Here is a 15,551-nt window from a genome sequence, read left to right as displayed (position 1 = left end):
GGGAATAGTATGAGCGATAGCGCTCTTTCGCAGGCGGAAATAGATGCACTGTTAAACGGAGTGGATTCTTCGAGTCTCAGTGGGGGCGGTAATGGCGGTGGTAATGGAAATAGCGCCGCCGAGTCCAAGGCCCTGCAGGGTTACCTCTCCGGTACTGTGGACGCACAGTCCTCCAATCTTTCCACCATGACCGGCGCAACGGTCAGCTTGAAGGGGCCTGAGCTGAGCGGCTCCGACCGGGACGCCTTGATAGAAAAGCTCCCGGATATGGTTACGGTGGTTAAAGCGGATTTCAGTTCCGGGTTTCCCGGTGAACATATGTTCCTCTTTCCCGAGGATACGGCCAAGGCTATTGCCGCCCTGATGAACAAGGAAGAGAACATCGAGTTGGACGAGATGGCCATGTCGGTGATTGGGGAAATGGTGGGTACCATTGTGGGTACCCAGATCACCACCCTGACCGGAAAGACCGGCAATAAATCTATCGCCAATGTTGCCCCCGAGGCAGCCAATGTTCCAAAGGCTACCGCGGCGCTCCCCGCAGGAGATTTCCAGGTTGCGGATTACCAGCTCGATCTGGGGGACGGAAAGGCCCACCGGATTTGGGAAGTCTACGGCCCGCAGGTGGCGGCGGATATTACCAAGGCCCTGAACGCCGGCCCCACTCCGGCGGCGCCCAAACCGGCGCAGGCGGCTCCTATGGGCGGTATGATGGGAGGAGGTGGTATGATGGGAGGTATTATGGGGTCACCCTCTAACGTTCAGTCTGTACAGTTTCCCAATCTGATGCCCCAGCCTACTGCTCAGGAAGCGGGCAATATCGGTCTTATCATGGATGTATTCATGGAGATGACCGTAGAATTGGGCCGTACCAAGAAGCTGATCAAGGAAATTTTGGGCATGGGCGAGGGTACTATCATCGAGTTGGACAAGCTTGCCGGTGAGCCGGTGGACATTCTGGTGAATCATAAGCTTATTGCAAAGGGTGAAGTGGTGGTTATTGACGAGAATTTCGGTGTCCGTGTCACAGAAATCGTCTCTCCCATGGAAAGAATGACCGAATTAAGTTAAATAGGGGTAGCGCAATACTACTAATATAAGTTAAAATAGTTATTAAGGATCAGTTTCTACTTGGGAGGGGAAAAACTGTATCGATTTAATCCGGTGTCAATAGCCGTGCTTTTTATAAGCATCGGCCTCTTTACTTTTAATCTCAACAAAGTCTCCGCTCAAACGCCGGACACCATAGGGGAGTCTTCTGTCCTGGCTGTTGAAGCAGCGCCGCTTTCCGATGCGCCCAGCGCAGAAAGCCTGATTATTTTGGGGGACGCGCCCCCGGGAGAAGCGCTCCCCGCTCCGGGAACCCCTACTGTTTTTGTTGTTCTCCGCATGGTCCTGGTTCTCGCCCTGGCTGCGGCGGCTATTTATGGTTTGGTATTCTTTTTCAAGCGCCTCTCCCGTTCACCGGAGCAGAAAAACCCCTATCTCAAGGTATTAGCCAGGGCCCCCATGGGGGCGGGTAGTTCGGTGGCGGTGGTTTCCGTGGGGAATAAGGCTTGGCTGGTGGGCGCCGGAGACAGCGGCGTATCCCTTATCTCTGAAATAACGGATCAGGAGATGGTGGACGCCATGCTTCTGGACGATTCCCGTAAGGGAAATGACGGCGGCCCGAAGTTCCTGAACTTTTCGGCGCTCCTGCGCCGTCTGGGGGGGGGCGCTGCCACGAATACACGGTTCAGTGCGGACGACCTGCGTAAACGGCGGGAAAGGTTGAAGGACCTATGAGCCGCCTGACTGTTTTTGCGGGAACCCTGTTCCTGCTGGCTGTTTTTGCGCCCCTCCCGGCAGCGGCCCAGACCACGCCCTTTCCCTTTCCGGACCTTTCCACACCGGGAACCATGGCTATTCCCGCGGCGCCCGCAGACCCGGTGATTCCCTTTATCGATCTTACTATACGGAACCCCGAATCGGGGCAGGAAGTAGCCTTTTCCCTCCAGCTTCTGTTGCTGCTCACCGCCCTCTCACTGGCGCCGAGTATCATCATACTTACCACGAGTTTTCTGCGGATATCCATAGTCCTGGACTTTATTAAACGGGCCCTTTCCCTGCAGCAGGTACCCCCAAACCAGGTGATCCTGGGAATTTCCCTTTTCCTCACCGCATTTATCATGTGGCCCACCTTTGACGAGATCTATCAGAATAGTTTTCAGCCCCTCCAGCAGGGAAACATCTCGGTGCAGGAAGCGTACCGGGGCGCCGAGGCTCCGCTGCGTATCTTCATGTACCGCCAGATGCAGGGCAACCCCGGCAATATCCGGCTCTTTATGGCCATGCGGGGGCTGGACCGCCCGAATACCCTGGCAGATGTCCCCACCTATGTGTTGATTCCCGCATTCATTCTCAATGAATTAACCGTAGCCTTTAAGATAGGCATATTGTTGTTTATTCCATTTATCGTGATCGATATGGTGGTGGCCAGCGCGCTCATGTCCATGGGTATGATCATGCTGCCCCCGGTAATGATTTCCATGCCCTTTAAGCTGATCCTCTTTATTCTGGTGGACGGCTGGGGGCTTTTGACGGACCAGATAGTCCGTTCCTTCGGATAGGGGGCTGATATATGAGCATAGGTGATATTACGGCCCTTCTGCGGGGGGGTATATTTGAGACCCTGCTTTTGGCGGCGCCGCTTTTGTTCTCCGCCCTTATCGTGGGCCTGATAGTAGCGATACTGCAGGCTACCACCTCTATCCAGGAGCAGACCCTGACCTTTGTACCAAAGGTGTTGACCATACTCCTGGTGCTGGGCCTTTTGGGGGGCTGGATGTTTACTTCCCTGGGGGATTACACGGTGCAGTTATTCAGGATGATTCCTGCTATGGCGCGCTGATGCGCATACATGTTTAGACAAGGGGTTGATTGGTGATTGAGGCGCAGTTCCTTAACGAAATTTTAGCCGGCGCGCCGGCGTTTCTCCTGATTGCCGTCCGGGCTCTGGCGATGATCGAAACTGCACCGCTGCTGTCTTCGGACGGCATACCCCAGATTGCCAAGATCGCCCTGGCGGGATTTGCCGCCTTTACCGCCTTTCCCACCGCCCTTGCCGCGGGCTGGAATCTTGCGCCCTTCGGTCTGTACTTTGTGTTTCTCCTTATTGGGGAGGCCATCGTGGGGATCATCATCGGGTTCTACCTTACCCTGATCTTCTCCGCCTTCTCCACGGCGGGCCAGTTCTTTTCCCTCCAGATGGGGTTCGGCGCCTCTGAAACCTTCGACCCCCTATCGCAGATTGAAAACCCCCTGATGGGCCAGTACCTGAACCTGGTGGCCATGCTGGTATTTCTTTCCATAGGCGGCTTTTCCGAACTGTTCCTGGGCGGGTTTTGGCGTTCCATCCAGTCGATCAGCGCCTATTCTCTGGTTATGGGCCGTGAAGCGGTGGTAGAAACCCTCCTGACCGGGCTTACCAAGGTGTTTATGGACGCCATTGTGATCAGTATGCCCATACTGGGGACCCTCTTCCTTACCTCACTGTCCACGGGGCTTATCTCCAAAGCGGCCCCGCAGATCAATATCCTTACCGAAGGTTTCCCCATATCAATCACCGTGGCCTTCGTACTTATCATGGCCACCATGCCCTTCATGACCGAAGCCTTTGCCCGGGTAGTGGACATGGGTTTCCAAAACATCGAGTCCCTCTACATACGGATTGGGACCCAGCTCGGCGAACCGCTTGGAGGGGGCCTATGAGAAAGCACTTTGACGATGCATTGGAAGCAGCCCTCAATCGACCGGAGGATCTACTGGTCATCGACTTACAGTGGTTTGCCGCAGAGGATGAGGGGCGTACCGAGGAACCCACCGAATATAAGATACAGAAAGCCCGGGAGGAGGGGCGGGTCGCCAAGAGCCAGGAGCTTGTCGGCGCACTGGGCCTGCTCCTGCCGGCGCTTACTATTTTTTTCCTGGCCCCCTCCATGCTCAGGACCTGCGTAGAAATGCTGCGTTTTTACTTTCTCCGGGCCTCCGAACTGGACCCCATAAAGGACCGGGTGGTGGCGGTAGCCTTTTTTAACTACCTGACCCGGCTGGCCCTGCCCATTGTGTTGGTGGCCATGGGGGCGGCGATTTTTTCCAATGTGGTGCAGACCGGTTTTCTCTTTACCACCAAGCCCCTGACCCCGGACTTTTCCAAGGTAGTGCCCCGGCTGGGCCGTTACTTTCAGAAGACCCTCTTCTCTATGGAGGGGCTTTTTAATATCGCCAAGTCCATCGTTAAGATGGCTATCATCGGCGCGGTGGCCTTTTTTCTGATCCGTTCGGAGATCAAACAACTGGCGAACCTCCAAACCGCCAGGCTCTGGTTAGGGGTGACCACCGTGTCGTCCCTGGCCATCAGGATGCTTATCATTTCAGCGTTACTGCTGCTCCTCCTTTCCATACCGGATATGCTCTTCCAGCGCTGGCAGTACCGGGAATCCCTGAAGATGTCCAAGCAGGAAGTGAAGGAAGAACGGAAGATGTACGAAGGGGACCCGATGATCAAGTCCCGGCTGCGGCAAAGAATGCGTGAACTGATGAACCGGAATATTGCCATTACGGTTCCCCAGGCGGATGTGGTTATCGCCAACCCGACCCACTTTGCGGTGGCCCTGGAGTATAAGCCGGGAATGGACGGCCCCATGGTGAGCGCCAAGGGGGAGGACGAACTGGCCCTGCGGATCCGCCGCATAGCTGAGGACAACGATGTACCGGTGGTGGAAAACAAACCCCTGGCCCGGGCGCTCTACGCGGAGGCCGAGGTGGGGGAAATCATACCGGAAACCTATTACCGGGCCGTGGCGGATGTATTAGCCCACGTGTACCGGCTGAACGAAGACCGGCGCAGAAACGCCGGCCTTGGGGCATAAGGAGTAGATTTTAATGTCTGACCAAAGCGGCGCGGCGCGGAAAACCTTTTTTGGGAACAGCACGGAACTCGTCATGGCGGTGGCGGTTGTGGCGGTGGTAATGATGCTGATCATCCCCCTGCCCACGATACTTCTGGACGCCCTGATGGCCATGAACCTGGTTCTGGCCCTGCTGATCCTCCTTATCGTCCTCTATACCCGGAAGGCCACGGACTTCAGCATCTTCCCAACGATACTGTTGGTGTCAACCGTGTTCAGCCTGGCTTTGAACGTCTCCTCCACCCGGCTCATCCTGACCCAGGGTACCGCTTTCAACGGCCGCATGGTCCGGGCCTTCTCGTCCTTCGTGGTTGGCTCCGGCGGTACCGAAGGTCTGGTGGTAGGCTTTGTTATCTTTATTATCATCATCGCGGTGCAGGCGGTGGTTATCACCAAGGGCGCCACCCGTATCGCGGAAGTGGCCGCCCGGTTTGCCCTGGACGCTCTGCCGGGGAAACAGATGGCTATTGAAGCGGAGTACAACTCCCAGGCTATCACCGAGGAAGAGGCCATAGCCCGGAAGAACGATCTCCAGCGGGAGGTTGACTTCTACGGCGCCATGGACGGTTCCAGTAAGTTTATCTCCGGAAACGTTAAGGTGGGCATACTCATCACGGTGGTGAATGTCATTGGGGGCATCGTCATCGGCGCCCTGATCCACGGCGAACCCATTAGCGTGGCCATCAGCACCTATATCGCCTTCTCCATCGGGGATGGTCTGTTATCCCAGTTTCCCGCCCTGCTCATTTCCACCGCCACGGGTATCATTGTTACCCGGTCGGTTTCCAACGGCACCTTTGGGGAGGATGTTTCGGAACAGTTCTCCCGGGACGCCCGGATCTACTGGATAGGCGCAGGCGTCCTTGGGGGTTTTGCCCTGCTGCCGGGCTTCCCCTGGTACGTGCTCATTCCCATGGCCGCCCTCCTGGTGGTATTAGCGGTACGCCTGGGCCGACGGAAGACTAAGCGGGATACTGCGGCGGCAAAAACCGCGGAGGCCAAGAAGTCCAAGCCTGAGACCGAAGATATGTCCCCCATAGTGCCCCTGGACCCCCTGTCCCTGGAACTTGGCTACGGACTCATTCCCCTGGTAGACCGGGAGAAGGGGGCGGAGCTCCTGGAACGGGTCCACCGGATCCGCCGGGAATCCGGGCTGGACCTGGGGCTGGTTATTCCCCGGATACGGATCATCGACAATATACGGCTGGAACCTTCGGAGTACTGTTTTAAGATCCAGGGTGTGGACGTGGGCCGGGGCAAGATACGCATGGGGTACTACCTCTGCATCAATCCCGGGGGGGTGAAGGACGAGCTGCCCGGTGAAAAAACCCGGGACCCCACCTTCGGTCTTCCGGCCCTCTGGGTAAACGAGGATAAACGGGATGAGGCGGAACGGGCGGGTTATACCGTGGTGGATCCTCCCTCGATTATCGCCACCCATTTAACGGACATCATCAAGCGCCATGCCGCGGAGATCCTGGGCCGTCAGGATACCCAGGAGATTCTGGACACCCTTAAGAAAGACTACCCCGCGGTGGTGGAAGAGACCCAGAAGGTACTCAGCCTTGGGGAAATTCAGAAGGTACTGCAGGCATTGCTCCGGGAACAGGTTTCCATCCGCAATATGGTGGCCATTCTGGAGGCCCTGGCGGATTACGGCCAGGCGGCCAAGGCAGCCAAAAATATGCAGTTCCTCAACGAAAAGGCCCGGCAGGCCCTAAGCCGGCAGATATGTTTGCAGTACGCCACCGATGACCGGGTGCTTCGGGTGCTTACCATAAGCCAGAGCCTGGAGCAGAAGATCCTGGATAGTTCCGTGGAAACCGCCTCGGGTATCATGTCCGCCATGGACCCCTCCACCAGGATTAGCTGGATAAAGGCCCTTTCCCGGTCGGTGGCTGCGGTACAGGACCAGGGCTGGTACCCCATTATCCTCTGTTCTGAGGCGGCCCGGTATCTGGTTAAGTCCTCCACAGAACGGGAGCTGCCGGATCTGGTGGTACTTTCGGTACCCGAGGTGGTGGCCGATGTTACCGTGGAAGCGGTTGGAGAAATCAGCGTGGAAAGTGAAGAAAAGGTGAAGGTTTAAGGAGGAAAGCATAAGTGTCTGTGGAACAATTTATAGAACAGGGCTCAACCTACGCTGACTGTTTGCAAAAGGTACGTTTGAAATACGGGGAAAGGGCCAAGGTGATGAACTACCGGACTATCCGGATAGGGGGAATTTTTGGCGGCCTCTTTGCCCGGGACGGAGTGGAAGTTACGGGCTATATTTCCTCGGATCTCCGCTATGCCGCCGGCGCTTACGGCGTAAACTCAGTTCGGCAGTCTTCTCAAATGGCGGTTCAACAAAATCTGCCTAGCCAGACTAGCCAGGTTGGTTTACCCAATCAACCCCTGGATTTTGAGGAAGAGAAGAAAAAACTGCTCGCCACTGCGGCGGCTTCTGCGAAACCGTCCGATCCTACCCTGCAGAAACTGCTCAACGAGGTTAAGACCCTTACGGAAAAGATCGACGCCAATGTCCACACCCTGAGAGGACCCCAGGAGGAGCATCCCACCCTGGACCGCTTGGAGGAAGTTTTCTACCAGAACGATTTTTCCCCCGCCTATACCAAGACCATGTTGGACCGGGTGCGGAAGGAATTTTCCCTGGATGCGCTGGAAGACTATGACGCAGTCCAGGACAGGGTAGTTGAATGGATAGGGGAAACCGTCAGGATACATACCGATAGTTCCAACGACCGGCCCTCACTCCCGCGCCGGGGACCCCGGATACTGGTACTGGTGGGCCCCACCGGGGTTGGAAAGACCACCACCATCGCCAAACTGGCCGCCGCCTATGGGGTGGACGGCTGGGGACGGGCGCCCCTCCGGGTGGTGATGATCACCATCGACGGATACCGTATCGCCGCCAAGGAGCAGCTTGAAAAGTACGGACAGATCATGGAGATCCCCGTATCCTACGTGAATACCAACGATGAACTCCGGAAGACCATCGCCTTCTACCAGGATGACGCCGACCTGATACTGGTTGATACCATCGGCAAGAGCCCCCGGGATGCGGTAAAACTCGCGGAGATGAAGCAGTTCCTGGAGGTCTGCGGACCCGCCGCGGAGGTACACCTGGCCATGGCTGCCAGCACCAAGTACAGCGATATCCGGGAGATACTCCGGCAATTTGCCCCATTCAACTACCAATCGGTGGTGATCACCAAGCTGGATGAAACCGTCCGTGTGGGGAATGTGATCAGCGCCCTGTTTGCGGACGGGAAAGAGGCGGCCTATATCACCGATGGCCAGCCGGTCGACAAGCATATACATCGGGCCAGTGTGGTCCGGTTTTTAATCAACCTTGAGGGGTTCCGGATCGACCGGGATAAAATCGAACAGAAATTTCCCCCCTCCGGAGAAAAGTAATGGAAGATCAGGCTGAAAAATTGCGGGAAATAATGCGGCAAAAGAAGGGGTCCGGAGAACAGGGTTCCCAGGACTCAAAGGAGCGGAAACGCGCCCGGGTTATCACCATTACCAGCGGCAAAGGCGGGGTGGGGAAGACCAATGTTTCGGTAAATATGGCCCTGGCCTATGCCCGGCTGGGGAAAAAGGTGGTTGTCATGGACGCCGACCTGGGGCTGGCCAACGTAAACGTGATGCTCAACATGATCCCCAAATGGAACCTCTACCATGTGATCCGCAAGCAGAAAACCATGAAGGAAATTATGGTAGAAACCGAGTACGGCATTTCCATCGTTGCCGGCGCTTCGGGCTTTTCCAAGATCGCCAACCTCACCGAGGATGAGCGGATGAATTTTATCGATGAACTGGACACCCTGTCCAGTGCGGACATCATCATCATTGATACCGCCGCCGGTGTTTCCAGCAATGTGTTAGACTTCATCGCCGCTGCGGATGACGCGGTGATCATCACCACCCCGGAGCCTACGGCTATTACCGACGCCTACGGTATTATCAAGATCATCGCCACAGAGATTGACAGTCTCAACATGGGGCTTAAACTGGTGGTAAACCGGGTTCATTCCGTGGCGGAGGCGAAGAAGGTGGCGGACCGGATGACCAATATCGCCGGGCAGTTCCTCAACCTCAAGGTGGATTACCTGGGCTTTATCTACGACGATATTGCGGTATCCCATGCGGTACTGCGGCAAAGGCCCTTTATGGTGACCGAGCCCAGGAGCAGGGCTTCCATTTGTATCCAGCATATCGTGGGGCGCATGGAGAAGAGTGATATTAAAGAAAGCGCCGGTTTTTCTACGATGATGAAACGGTTCTTTGATCGGGAATAGGGGGGCGAATCCTGGATGTTTAATCCGAAGGTAAGCGGTATAGCCGCCGGTATCGGTTTTATCCTCTCCTTTCTGCTCGGTATTATCACTGGGGCTGGTTTTCCCTTGCTTTTGGTCCGGGCCTTTGTTTTTGCCGCAATCTTTTTTGCCCTGGCGTCCGCAGGCTATGGGGCGATAACCATGTACCTGCCGGAACTCTTGGATAATCCCGGGGAGGAAGGCGGCCTTGGCTCACAGGTGGATATTTCTATCGGGGATGATGGGGATCAGAACTCGGATATCTCCCTGGAAGCAGGGGGATTCGGGGACGGAATGGGCGAAATATTGGAAAATCCCGGCGATTCGGATGAAAATAAAGATTCTTTATCGGGAAACACCCTGGACCAGAATAGCGAAGATGGATATACTGGGGAGGGGAGCTTGGAAGGAGCTCCGGGCCCTTTACAGCCGGCCTTGCCTACGGGTTTGGATTTCACCGCTGAGGAGCTTGATTCGGTGGATGTATTGCCGGATCTTGATTCTATGTCCGGGGCGTTCGTTTCCGGTTCGGCCGGCGGCGGGAGCGGGGAATCCGGCTCTTCCGGTGGAGCGGCCTCTTCCGGTGGAGGGCTTTTCGACAGTTCGGGCAAGACCTCTGCGGAAAAGGCGGGGCTTAGTGATGATTTTAATGTTCATGAGATGGCTTCCGCCATCCAGACAATTTTAAAACGGGAAGATAAGGGATAAGCCATGGGGAAGGTTCTTGGGAATAATCCTACCGATTATGCCTTGGAAGAAAAGGCGGAAGAGGCGTTTTGGCTGGAATACCGCCAAAAGAGGGATCCGAAGATCCGCGAAATGTTCATTAAGCAATACGCCCCGCTGGTAAAGTATGTTGCCGGTAAAGTTGCTGTCGGTATGCCCCATAATGTTGAATTTGATGATCTCGTAGGGTTCGGTGTCTTCGGCCTTCTGGATGCTATCGACAAATTTGATCCTGAAAAAAATGTAAAGTTTAAGACCTATGCGGTAACCCGCATCCGGGGCGCCATATTTGATGAGCTCCGTTCAATAGACTGGGTTCCCCGGTCTGTTCGCCAGAAAACCCGGGAAGTAGAGGAAGCCATCGGTTCCCTGGAAGCCCAACTGGGAAGAACCGCCACGGACCAGGAAATAGCCAATTCCATGGGTCTGGACGAAAATGAATTCATTAAAACCATGATGAAAATTTCCGGTACCACCATGCTTTCCCTGAACGATGTGTGGTTCTCCGGCGATGAAAATGACAAGGTTTCCATTGGGGACAGCATCGAATCTCCCTCAAGCCTCAACCCGGATGTTATTGTGGAAAAAGATGAGATACGCCGGGTAATTGTGGAGGCCATTGAGGAACTACCGGATAAGGAAAAGAAGATATTGGTCCTCTACTATTACGAGGATCTGACCCTAAAAGAGATCGGCCAGGTTTTGGAAGTAACCGAATCGCGGGTATCCCAGCTGCATACCAAGGCAATCCTGCGCCTCAGGGCAAAACTGACGAATATCCGCAAAGGTATCGTCTGAGATACCGGGTATCGTCTGAGATACCGGGTATCGTCTGATACCAGGTATTGTGCGATTGTGTAATGGAGCATATTAATGGTTGATTTTGTCCAGCTGCAGCATATTATGAAGGAACAGCTGGATCAGGACAGAGGTATCAGCGTCATTGAAGCCCAGGGACCCACCCTGGAAGAAGCGGTAGCCCAGGCGGCTACCCTGCTCAACCTCCCTATCAGACGGATTGAATACGAAATAAGTGAACGGGGTTCCACGGGCATTATGGGCGCCGGGAAAAAGGACTGGAAGATTAAGGCCTACCGGCATTATGCCCGGGAGGAGGAATCTTCCGAGGAAGATTCCTTTGACAGCGGTTTTGACTTTACTGCCCCCGTGATTGAGGATAAAAACGGCTATGTCTTTGTCCAGCTGCGCCATGACGGAGTGTATATCAAGGTTTCTTCTCCCGTAGGCCGCGGAAAGAAAGCTACCCCTGCCCAGGCGAGGGTTGCCCTGGGTGAGCGGGGTATAAAGGATTTTGACCAAACGGTGATAAACGAGGTCTTAAAAAACCCCAGTGATGAATATGTCCGGGTTGGGGACTTTGAGCATAAGCCCTCCAACGACGCTACCATGACCGTGGAGATTGTGGAGCAGGATATGAAGGCCCTGCTCTATGTAACGCCCCCGGGGCCCGGGGGCTGCGATGTTTCTATGGAAACCTATCAGACTTTTTTGAAGAACAACAAGGTTTATTTCGGAATTGATCCGGACTATCTGCGGGATTTTGCGGACAAGCCCGTTTATAAAGAGAAGGTGGTGATCGCCGAAGGACTCTCCCCGACTAACGGACGGGATGCTTATTTACAGTACAACTTCGAAACGAACCAGTCTAAGGTGCATATTAGGGAAGGTGCTAACGGAAAGGTCGATTTTAAGGACCTTAAGATCATCCAGAACGTGGTGGAGGCCCAACCCCTGGCAAAGAAGATACCCCCGGAACAGGGAACCCCCGGCAGGACCGTTACGGGGAATCCCCTGCCGGCCAGGGACGGTAAGGACATGGTCCTGCCCCTGGGAAAGAACGTCCATGTGGGAGATGACAAGGTTACCATCATCGCCGATATGAACGGCCAGGTGGTGGAGGTCAACGGAAAGATCAATGTGGAGCCCGTATACACCGTTGACGGCGATGTGGACCTTAAAACCGGAAACATCATCTTCCTTGGTACGGTGATAATTACCGGTAACGTGGTGGATGGTTTTTCCGTTAAGGCTGCGGGTAATATCGAGGTAAACGGTACCGTGGAAAAGGCGGATCTGGACGCCGAGGGTGATATCATTGTCCACCAGGGTGTTACCGGACGGGGTAAGGAAATTATCCGGGCAGGGAAGTCCCTGATGGCCCGGTTTATTGAAAATACGATGATCGAAGCGGGGGATTCGGTAATAGCTTCCGATGGTATTATCAATTCCCGGGTGGACGCCGGTAAGCGGATCATCTGCCAGGGCAAGCGGGCCACCATTGTGGGGGGCCGGCTGCGGGCCGGTGAGGAGATCAACGCCAAGGTGCTGGGCAGCCCCACGGCGGGTACGGAAACGATCTGCGAAGTGGGGGTGGATCCAAAAACAAAGGAATTACTTTCCCAGCTTGCGGAAAAAAAGGCGGCCCTGGAAAAACAGTTTGAGGACATTAAGCTGAATATACAGACCCTGATCAATATTAAACAACAGCGTAAGTCCCTGCCGGAGGATAAAGAAGCCTATCTCCAGGAACTGGATGAAAAACGGGTGGAAACCATTACGGATATAAAGAAAAACACCGAGGATATTGAAGCAGCCCAGGATTTATTAAACAACCTTCAGGCCCGGGGACGGGTTTCCGCTTCCGCCAAGGTGTATCCCGGGGTTCGGGTGATGATAAAGGATGCCAAGGAAGATGTCCGTACCGAATACCGTGCGGTGACCTTTGTCCTGGAAGATGGTTTAGTTAAAATAACGAAGTACGAAGAACCGGACATGGATGGAATGCGGGGTCTCGATGGCAATTAATCCGATTGATTTGCAGACCCTCTTTACCCAGGTTGACAAGGTTGGCAAGGAGCAGGCGAACCAAAAGCAGGGACTCCAGCTTCAGCAGTCAATTCAGGGCGCCCAGATTCAGCGCAGGACCGATGAACGGATCCAGTCGGTTAATGAATCCCAGGATGCCGGCCAGGGACCGGAACGGATCAAGGACCGCTCCCCCCGGAAACGCCGGGACGAAGGGGAAGGGCAGGATGGCGGGGATACGGAACTGTTGTTTGCAGACCCACGGGCTGGGGATGATCCTTCGGTTATTCGGGACCCGGCCCTGGGAAAAAATATTGATTTAAGCGGGTAGCCCAATGACCCTGTCCCTTATCTTTTCCGCCGCCAGCCTGATAATCTGCGGTTTTTCGTTTATATATTTTCTTGCATACCTCCGCCGCCGCACCGGCGCCGAGCGCCTTCTTAAAGATTTTAAGGAGGAGGTAGACCTGCTCATTGACGGAATCGATCTGAAGACAGATCAGAACCTTACCCTCCTGGAAGATAAGGCAAAATCCGTCAAGGCCCTGATCGACACCCTGGACCGCCGTATCGCCGTCTATGCCCGTGAACTGGACCGGCGGAATACCCAGGAAAGCGCCCTAAGCGCTCTGGCCGGCGAATCGCCCACGCCCCGCCCTTCCGAGGGAGCCCATACCAACGGTACCAATGGCGTCCAAACCGAAGGGGCTTACGCCGCCCTTGGCCGAGCCCGGGGACTCAGGTCCTCCCTGGAGGTCATCCTTCCGGAGCCGGACACCACGTCTGAAACTCCGGGGCAGGAGACTGCAGCTGCGCGGGAAACTTCGTTGCAAGTAGCGCGGGAAACTTCGTTGCAAGTAGCGCGGGAAACTTCGTTGCAAGTAGCGCCCGCCGATCCCGCCATCGACTCATCCGGCGGCTCCCTTGATCCGGCGGTTCCTGAAGCGGAAACCGGGCAATCCGCCGGGCCACGGTTTATCCGATCACCCAACCAAGTTAAACCTAAGACCCCCCTGACAGAGCTGGTCCTTGAGCTATCCCGGAACGGCTTTTCCGCCGAAACCATCGCTGCCCGCCTGGGGGTAACCATAGCCGAGGTTGATCTGGCCCTGGCTATGTCGGAACGGAAATTTAACCGGTGAATGCCCCTGTTTTGTATTTTGTCGGCAAAGACGTTGTCGGCAAAGACGGGCGTGGGGAGGGGTGCACCCGTCTTCATGTGCGTGTAGAGTCTGCTTCCGCAGCCCTGCTGCGCAGGTCTACTACAGCAGGGAATTCCACATACATGAAGCCAGGTGTACCCCTCCCCCCGCCCGCCGATGTCACATAATACAAGAAGGAGTATTTACCGGGGGGATCGCATACTGGAGTGGCATATGGAGACGGCAACGAGATAATACGCCTGGCTGGCCAGGGCGGAACGGGAAAAGTCCCGGCAAGACGAAACCGCTTATAGGGTATTCTTGTAGATTTTTCCATCCTTCATAATCATCTTTATATTGTTGATGTCCGAAAGGAGATCAAGGTCCGCTGCGGGATTGCCTTTTATAAGCAGTATATCTGCGAAGGAACCTGCTTCCAGAACTCCTATTTTTCCATCGGGATAGGGGTTTCGGTAGCCGCACAGTTTGAATAGTTCTTGGACATTTCCGGTGGCGGTGAGCAGGCCCTTAAAGCTGCCGTGGACCTTCTTTTTTGAACGGAATTCCGCAGGCTGGTACCGGTCGCACCATTCTTTGGTCATGGCAAGATCCGTGCCGAAAACGGTGGGGAGATCAAATTCATTGATGATCTCCGCTTGGGTGTAGGCTGCCTTTTGTACCAACAGGCGCTTCCGGTCCTGGGTTGGGCTGGTAACCACATCGGAGACAAAGTTATCAAAGAACAGGGCAAACTGCGGACAGAGCCAGATATTTTTATTCTTGATGATTTGGGCAGTTTCTTTATCCAGCAGGGTTCCGTGTTCAAAACATTGCACACCCGCTTCCGCTGCACGCTGCATCTGCTGGGGGGTATATAAATGGGCAAACACATAGGTGCCAAAATCAGCGGCTGCCTGTACCGCTGCGCGCATTTCTTCCGGGGTAAACTGCAGGGATTCCAGGGGATCGTAGAGGGAGCCGATTCCTCCGCCGGCCATTATTTTTATCTGGGATGCGCCCAGAAACAGTTGTTCCCGCACCGCATGGAGCACCTCCGGAACCCCGTCGGCGGTGATAAAGGCGCCGGTCTTCATGGTTGGGGAATCGTGTCCAAAAACGGTTTTGCCCTGGGCCTGGCTTCCCCGGGAATCGCCGTGTCCCGAAGTTTGGGAGATGATCCCATGGGAAGGGAAAATCCGCGGACCGTCTACATAGCCCTCATCAATGCTTTTTTTCAGGCCGAACACCAGGCTCCCCGCGTCCCGAACGGTGGTAAAGCCCCGGTACAGGGTTGCTTCCGCATTTTTTGCCGCCCGGATAGCGGTTTCGTCTATGCGCATGGCATCAAGCTGTCCCGGGGCTTTGGAAATTGAAAAATGCACGTGGCAGTCGGTCAGACCGGGAATCGCCGTGGAAAGCCTGCCGTCGGTAACCGTGTCAAACTGATCCCGGGAAACATTTTCCTGGGTTATTTCAGTAATAATGTTATTGTCAATAATAATGGAGGCATGTTCAATGAGCGGCTCGTGGGTTCCGTCAAAAACCTGTATGTTGGTAATTAATTGTTTCATCGTGTTCCCTTC

Annotated in this window: 15 protein-coding genes; 14 read left to right on the top strand and 1 reads right to left on the bottom strand. The window is 54.9% G+C overall.

What is annotated here, in order from left to right:
- Positions 1-9: 9 nt before the first annotated feature.
- From fliN to TPRIMZ1_RS0112295, 14 genes are all read left to right on the top strand, one after another.
- Positions 10-1,071: a flagellar motor switch protein FliN gene (gene fliN, locus TPRIMZ1_RS0112360; RefSeq protein WP_010260085.1), complete on the top strand. Its 1,062-nt coding sequence runs from the start codon at positions 10-12 to the stop codon at positions 1,069-1,071.
- A gap of 105 nt (positions 1,072-1,176) precedes the next feature.
- Positions 1,177-1,785 carry a flagellar biosynthetic protein FliO gene (locus TPRIMZ1_RS0112355; RefSeq protein ID WP_232616825.1) on the top strand — a complete coding sequence of 203 codons (609 nt, stop codon included), beginning with the start codon at positions 1,177-1,179 and terminating at the stop codon, positions 1,783-1,785.
- On the top strand, positions 1,782-2,609 hold the full coding sequence (gene fliP, locus TPRIMZ1_RS0112350; RefSeq protein WP_010260079.1) for a flagellar type III secretion system pore protein FliP: 828 nt from the start codon (positions 1,782-1,784) through the stop codon (positions 2,607-2,609). The genes TPRIMZ1_RS0112355 and fliP overlap by 4 nt, the downstream gene beginning before the upstream one ends.
- A gap of 11 nt (positions 2,610-2,620) precedes the next feature.
- Complete coding sequence (gene fliQ, locus TPRIMZ1_RS0112345) at positions 2,621-2,890, top strand: flagellar biosynthesis protein FliQ (RefSeq protein WP_010260077.1); 270 nt, start codon at positions 2,621-2,623, stop codon at positions 2,888-2,890.
- Positions 2,891-2,922: 32 nt separating this feature from the next.
- Positions 2,923-3,750, top strand: a complete 828-nt coding sequence (gene fliR / locus TPRIMZ1_RS0112340) for a flagellar biosynthetic protein FliR (protein WP_010260073.1) — start codon at positions 2,923-2,925, stop codon at positions 3,748-3,750.
- A complete protein-coding gene (gene flhB / locus TPRIMZ1_RS0112335) occupies positions 3,747-4,910 on the top strand; it encodes a flagellar biosynthesis protein FlhB (protein WP_010260071.1) in 1,164 nt (387 codons plus the stop codon). The genes fliR and flhB overlap by 4 nt, the downstream gene beginning before the upstream one ends.
- A 13-nt stretch (positions 4,911-4,923) precedes the next feature.
- The gene (gene flhA, locus TPRIMZ1_RS0112330) at positions 4,924-7,038 is read left to right on the top strand and encodes a flagellar biosynthesis protein FlhA (RefSeq protein ID WP_010260069.1); all 2,115 of its coding nucleotides are present in this window, start codon (positions 4,924-4,926) and stop codon (positions 7,036-7,038) included.
- A gap of 14 nt (positions 7,039-7,052) precedes the next feature.
- Positions 7,053-8,369, top strand: a complete 1,317-nt coding sequence (gene flhF, locus TPRIMZ1_RS0112325; RefSeq protein ID WP_010260067.1) for a flagellar biosynthesis protein FlhF — start codon at positions 7,053-7,055, stop codon at positions 8,367-8,369.
- Positions 8,369-9,256, top strand: a complete 888-nt coding sequence (locus TPRIMZ1_RS0112320) for a MinD/ParA family protein (RefSeq protein ID WP_010260065.1) — start codon at positions 8,369-8,371, stop codon at positions 9,254-9,256. The genes flhF and TPRIMZ1_RS0112320 overlap by 1 nt, the downstream gene beginning before the upstream one ends.
- Before the next feature lie 15 nt (positions 9,257-9,271).
- A complete protein-coding gene (locus TPRIMZ1_RS0112315; RefSeq protein ID WP_010260063.1) occupies positions 9,272-9,982 on the top strand; it encodes a hypothetical protein in 711 nt (236 codons plus the stop codon).
- 3 nt (positions 9,983-9,985) lie between these two features.
- On the top strand, positions 9,986-10,798 hold the full coding sequence (gene whiG, locus TPRIMZ1_RS0112310) for an RNA polymerase sigma factor WhiG (RefSeq protein ID WP_010260062.1): 813 nt from the start codon (positions 9,986-9,988) through the stop codon (positions 10,796-10,798).
- 75 nt (positions 10,799-10,873) lie between these two features.
- Positions 10,874-12,826 (top strand): FapA family protein, encoded by a 1,953-nt coding sequence (locus tag TPRIMZ1_RS0112305; protein ID WP_010260060.1) that lies wholly within the window; start codon positions 10,874-10,876, stop codon positions 12,824-12,826.
- Positions 12,816-13,157, top strand: coding sequence for a hypothetical protein (locus tag TPRIMZ1_RS0112300; protein WP_010260057.1), 342 nt, complete (start codon positions 12,816-12,818; stop codon positions 13,155-13,157). The genes TPRIMZ1_RS0112305 and TPRIMZ1_RS0112300 overlap by 11 nt, the downstream gene beginning before the upstream one ends.
- A 4-nt stretch (positions 13,158-13,161) precedes the next feature.
- The gene (locus TPRIMZ1_RS0112295) at positions 13,162-13,968 is read left to right on the top strand and encodes a hypothetical protein (RefSeq protein ID WP_010260055.1); all 807 of its coding nucleotides are present in this window, start codon (positions 13,162-13,164) and stop codon (positions 13,966-13,968) included.
- Between the two features lie 308 nt (positions 13,969-14,276).
- On the opposite strand, the gene TPRIMZ1_RS0112290 is transcribed toward TPRIMZ1_RS0112295, so the two are convergent.
- Positions 14,277-15,539 (bottom strand): metal-dependent hydrolase family protein, encoded by a 1,263-nt coding sequence (locus TPRIMZ1_RS0112290; RefSeq protein ID WP_010260052.1) that lies wholly within the window; start codon positions 15,537-15,539, stop codon positions 14,277-14,279.
- Between the last annotated feature and the right edge of the window lie 12 nt (positions 15,540-15,551).

The sequence above is a fragment of the Treponema primitia ZAS-1 genome, assembly GCF_000297095.1.
GTDB lineage: Bacteria > Spirochaetota > Spirochaetia > Treponematales > Breznakiellaceae > Termitinema > Termitinema primitia_A.
The sequence above is the reverse complement of the archived record's forward strand: the minus strand, read 5'-3'. Positions and strand labels throughout refer to the sequence as shown.

Excerpts from the sequence above, each read along its gene's own strand:
- fliN (WP_010260085.1), top strand. The coding sequence starts at position 10 with ATGAGCGATAGCGCTCTTTCGCAGGCGGAAATAGATGCACTGTTAAAC.
- fliP (WP_010260079.1), top strand. The coding sequence starts at position 1,782 with ATGAGCCGCCTGACTGTTTTTGCGGGAACCCTGTTCCTGCTGGCTGTT.
- fliQ (WP_010260077.1), top strand. The coding sequence starts at position 2,621 with ATGAGCATAGGTGATATTACGGCCCTTCTGCGGGGGGGTATATTTGAG.
- flhB (WP_010260071.1), top strand. The coding sequence starts at position 3,747 with ATGAGAAAGCACTTTGACGATGCATTGGAAGCAGCCCTCAATCGACCG.
- flhA (WP_010260069.1), top strand. The coding sequence starts at position 4,924 with ATGTCTGACCAAAGCGGCGCGGCGCGGAAAACCTTTTTTGGGAACAGC.
- TPRIMZ1_RS0112320 (WP_010260065.1), top strand. The coding sequence starts at position 8,369 with ATGGAAGATCAGGCTGAAAAATTGCGGGAAATAATGCGGCAAAAGAAG.
- TPRIMZ1_RS0112315 (WP_010260063.1), top strand. The coding sequence starts at position 9,272 with ATGTTTAATCCGAAGGTAAGCGGTATAGCCGCCGGTATCGGTTTTATC.
- whiG (WP_010260062.1), top strand. The coding sequence starts at position 9,986 with ATGGGGAAGGTTCTTGGGAATAATCCTACCGATTATGCCTTGGAAGAA.
- TPRIMZ1_RS0112305 (WP_010260060.1), top strand. The coding sequence starts at position 10,874 with ATGGTTGATTTTGTCCAGCTGCAGCATATTATGAAGGAACAGCTGGAT.
- TPRIMZ1_RS0112300 (WP_010260057.1), top strand. The coding sequence starts at position 12,816 with ATGGCAATTAATCCGATTGATTTGCAGACCCTCTTTACCCAGGTTGAC.
- TPRIMZ1_RS0112295 (WP_010260055.1), top strand. The coding sequence starts at position 13,162 with ATGACCCTGTCCCTTATCTTTTCCGCCGCCAGCCTGATAATCTGCGGT.
- TPRIMZ1_RS0112290 (WP_010260052.1), bottom strand. The coding sequence starts at position 15,539 with ATGAAACAATTAATTACCAACATACAGGTTTTTGACGGAACCCACGAG.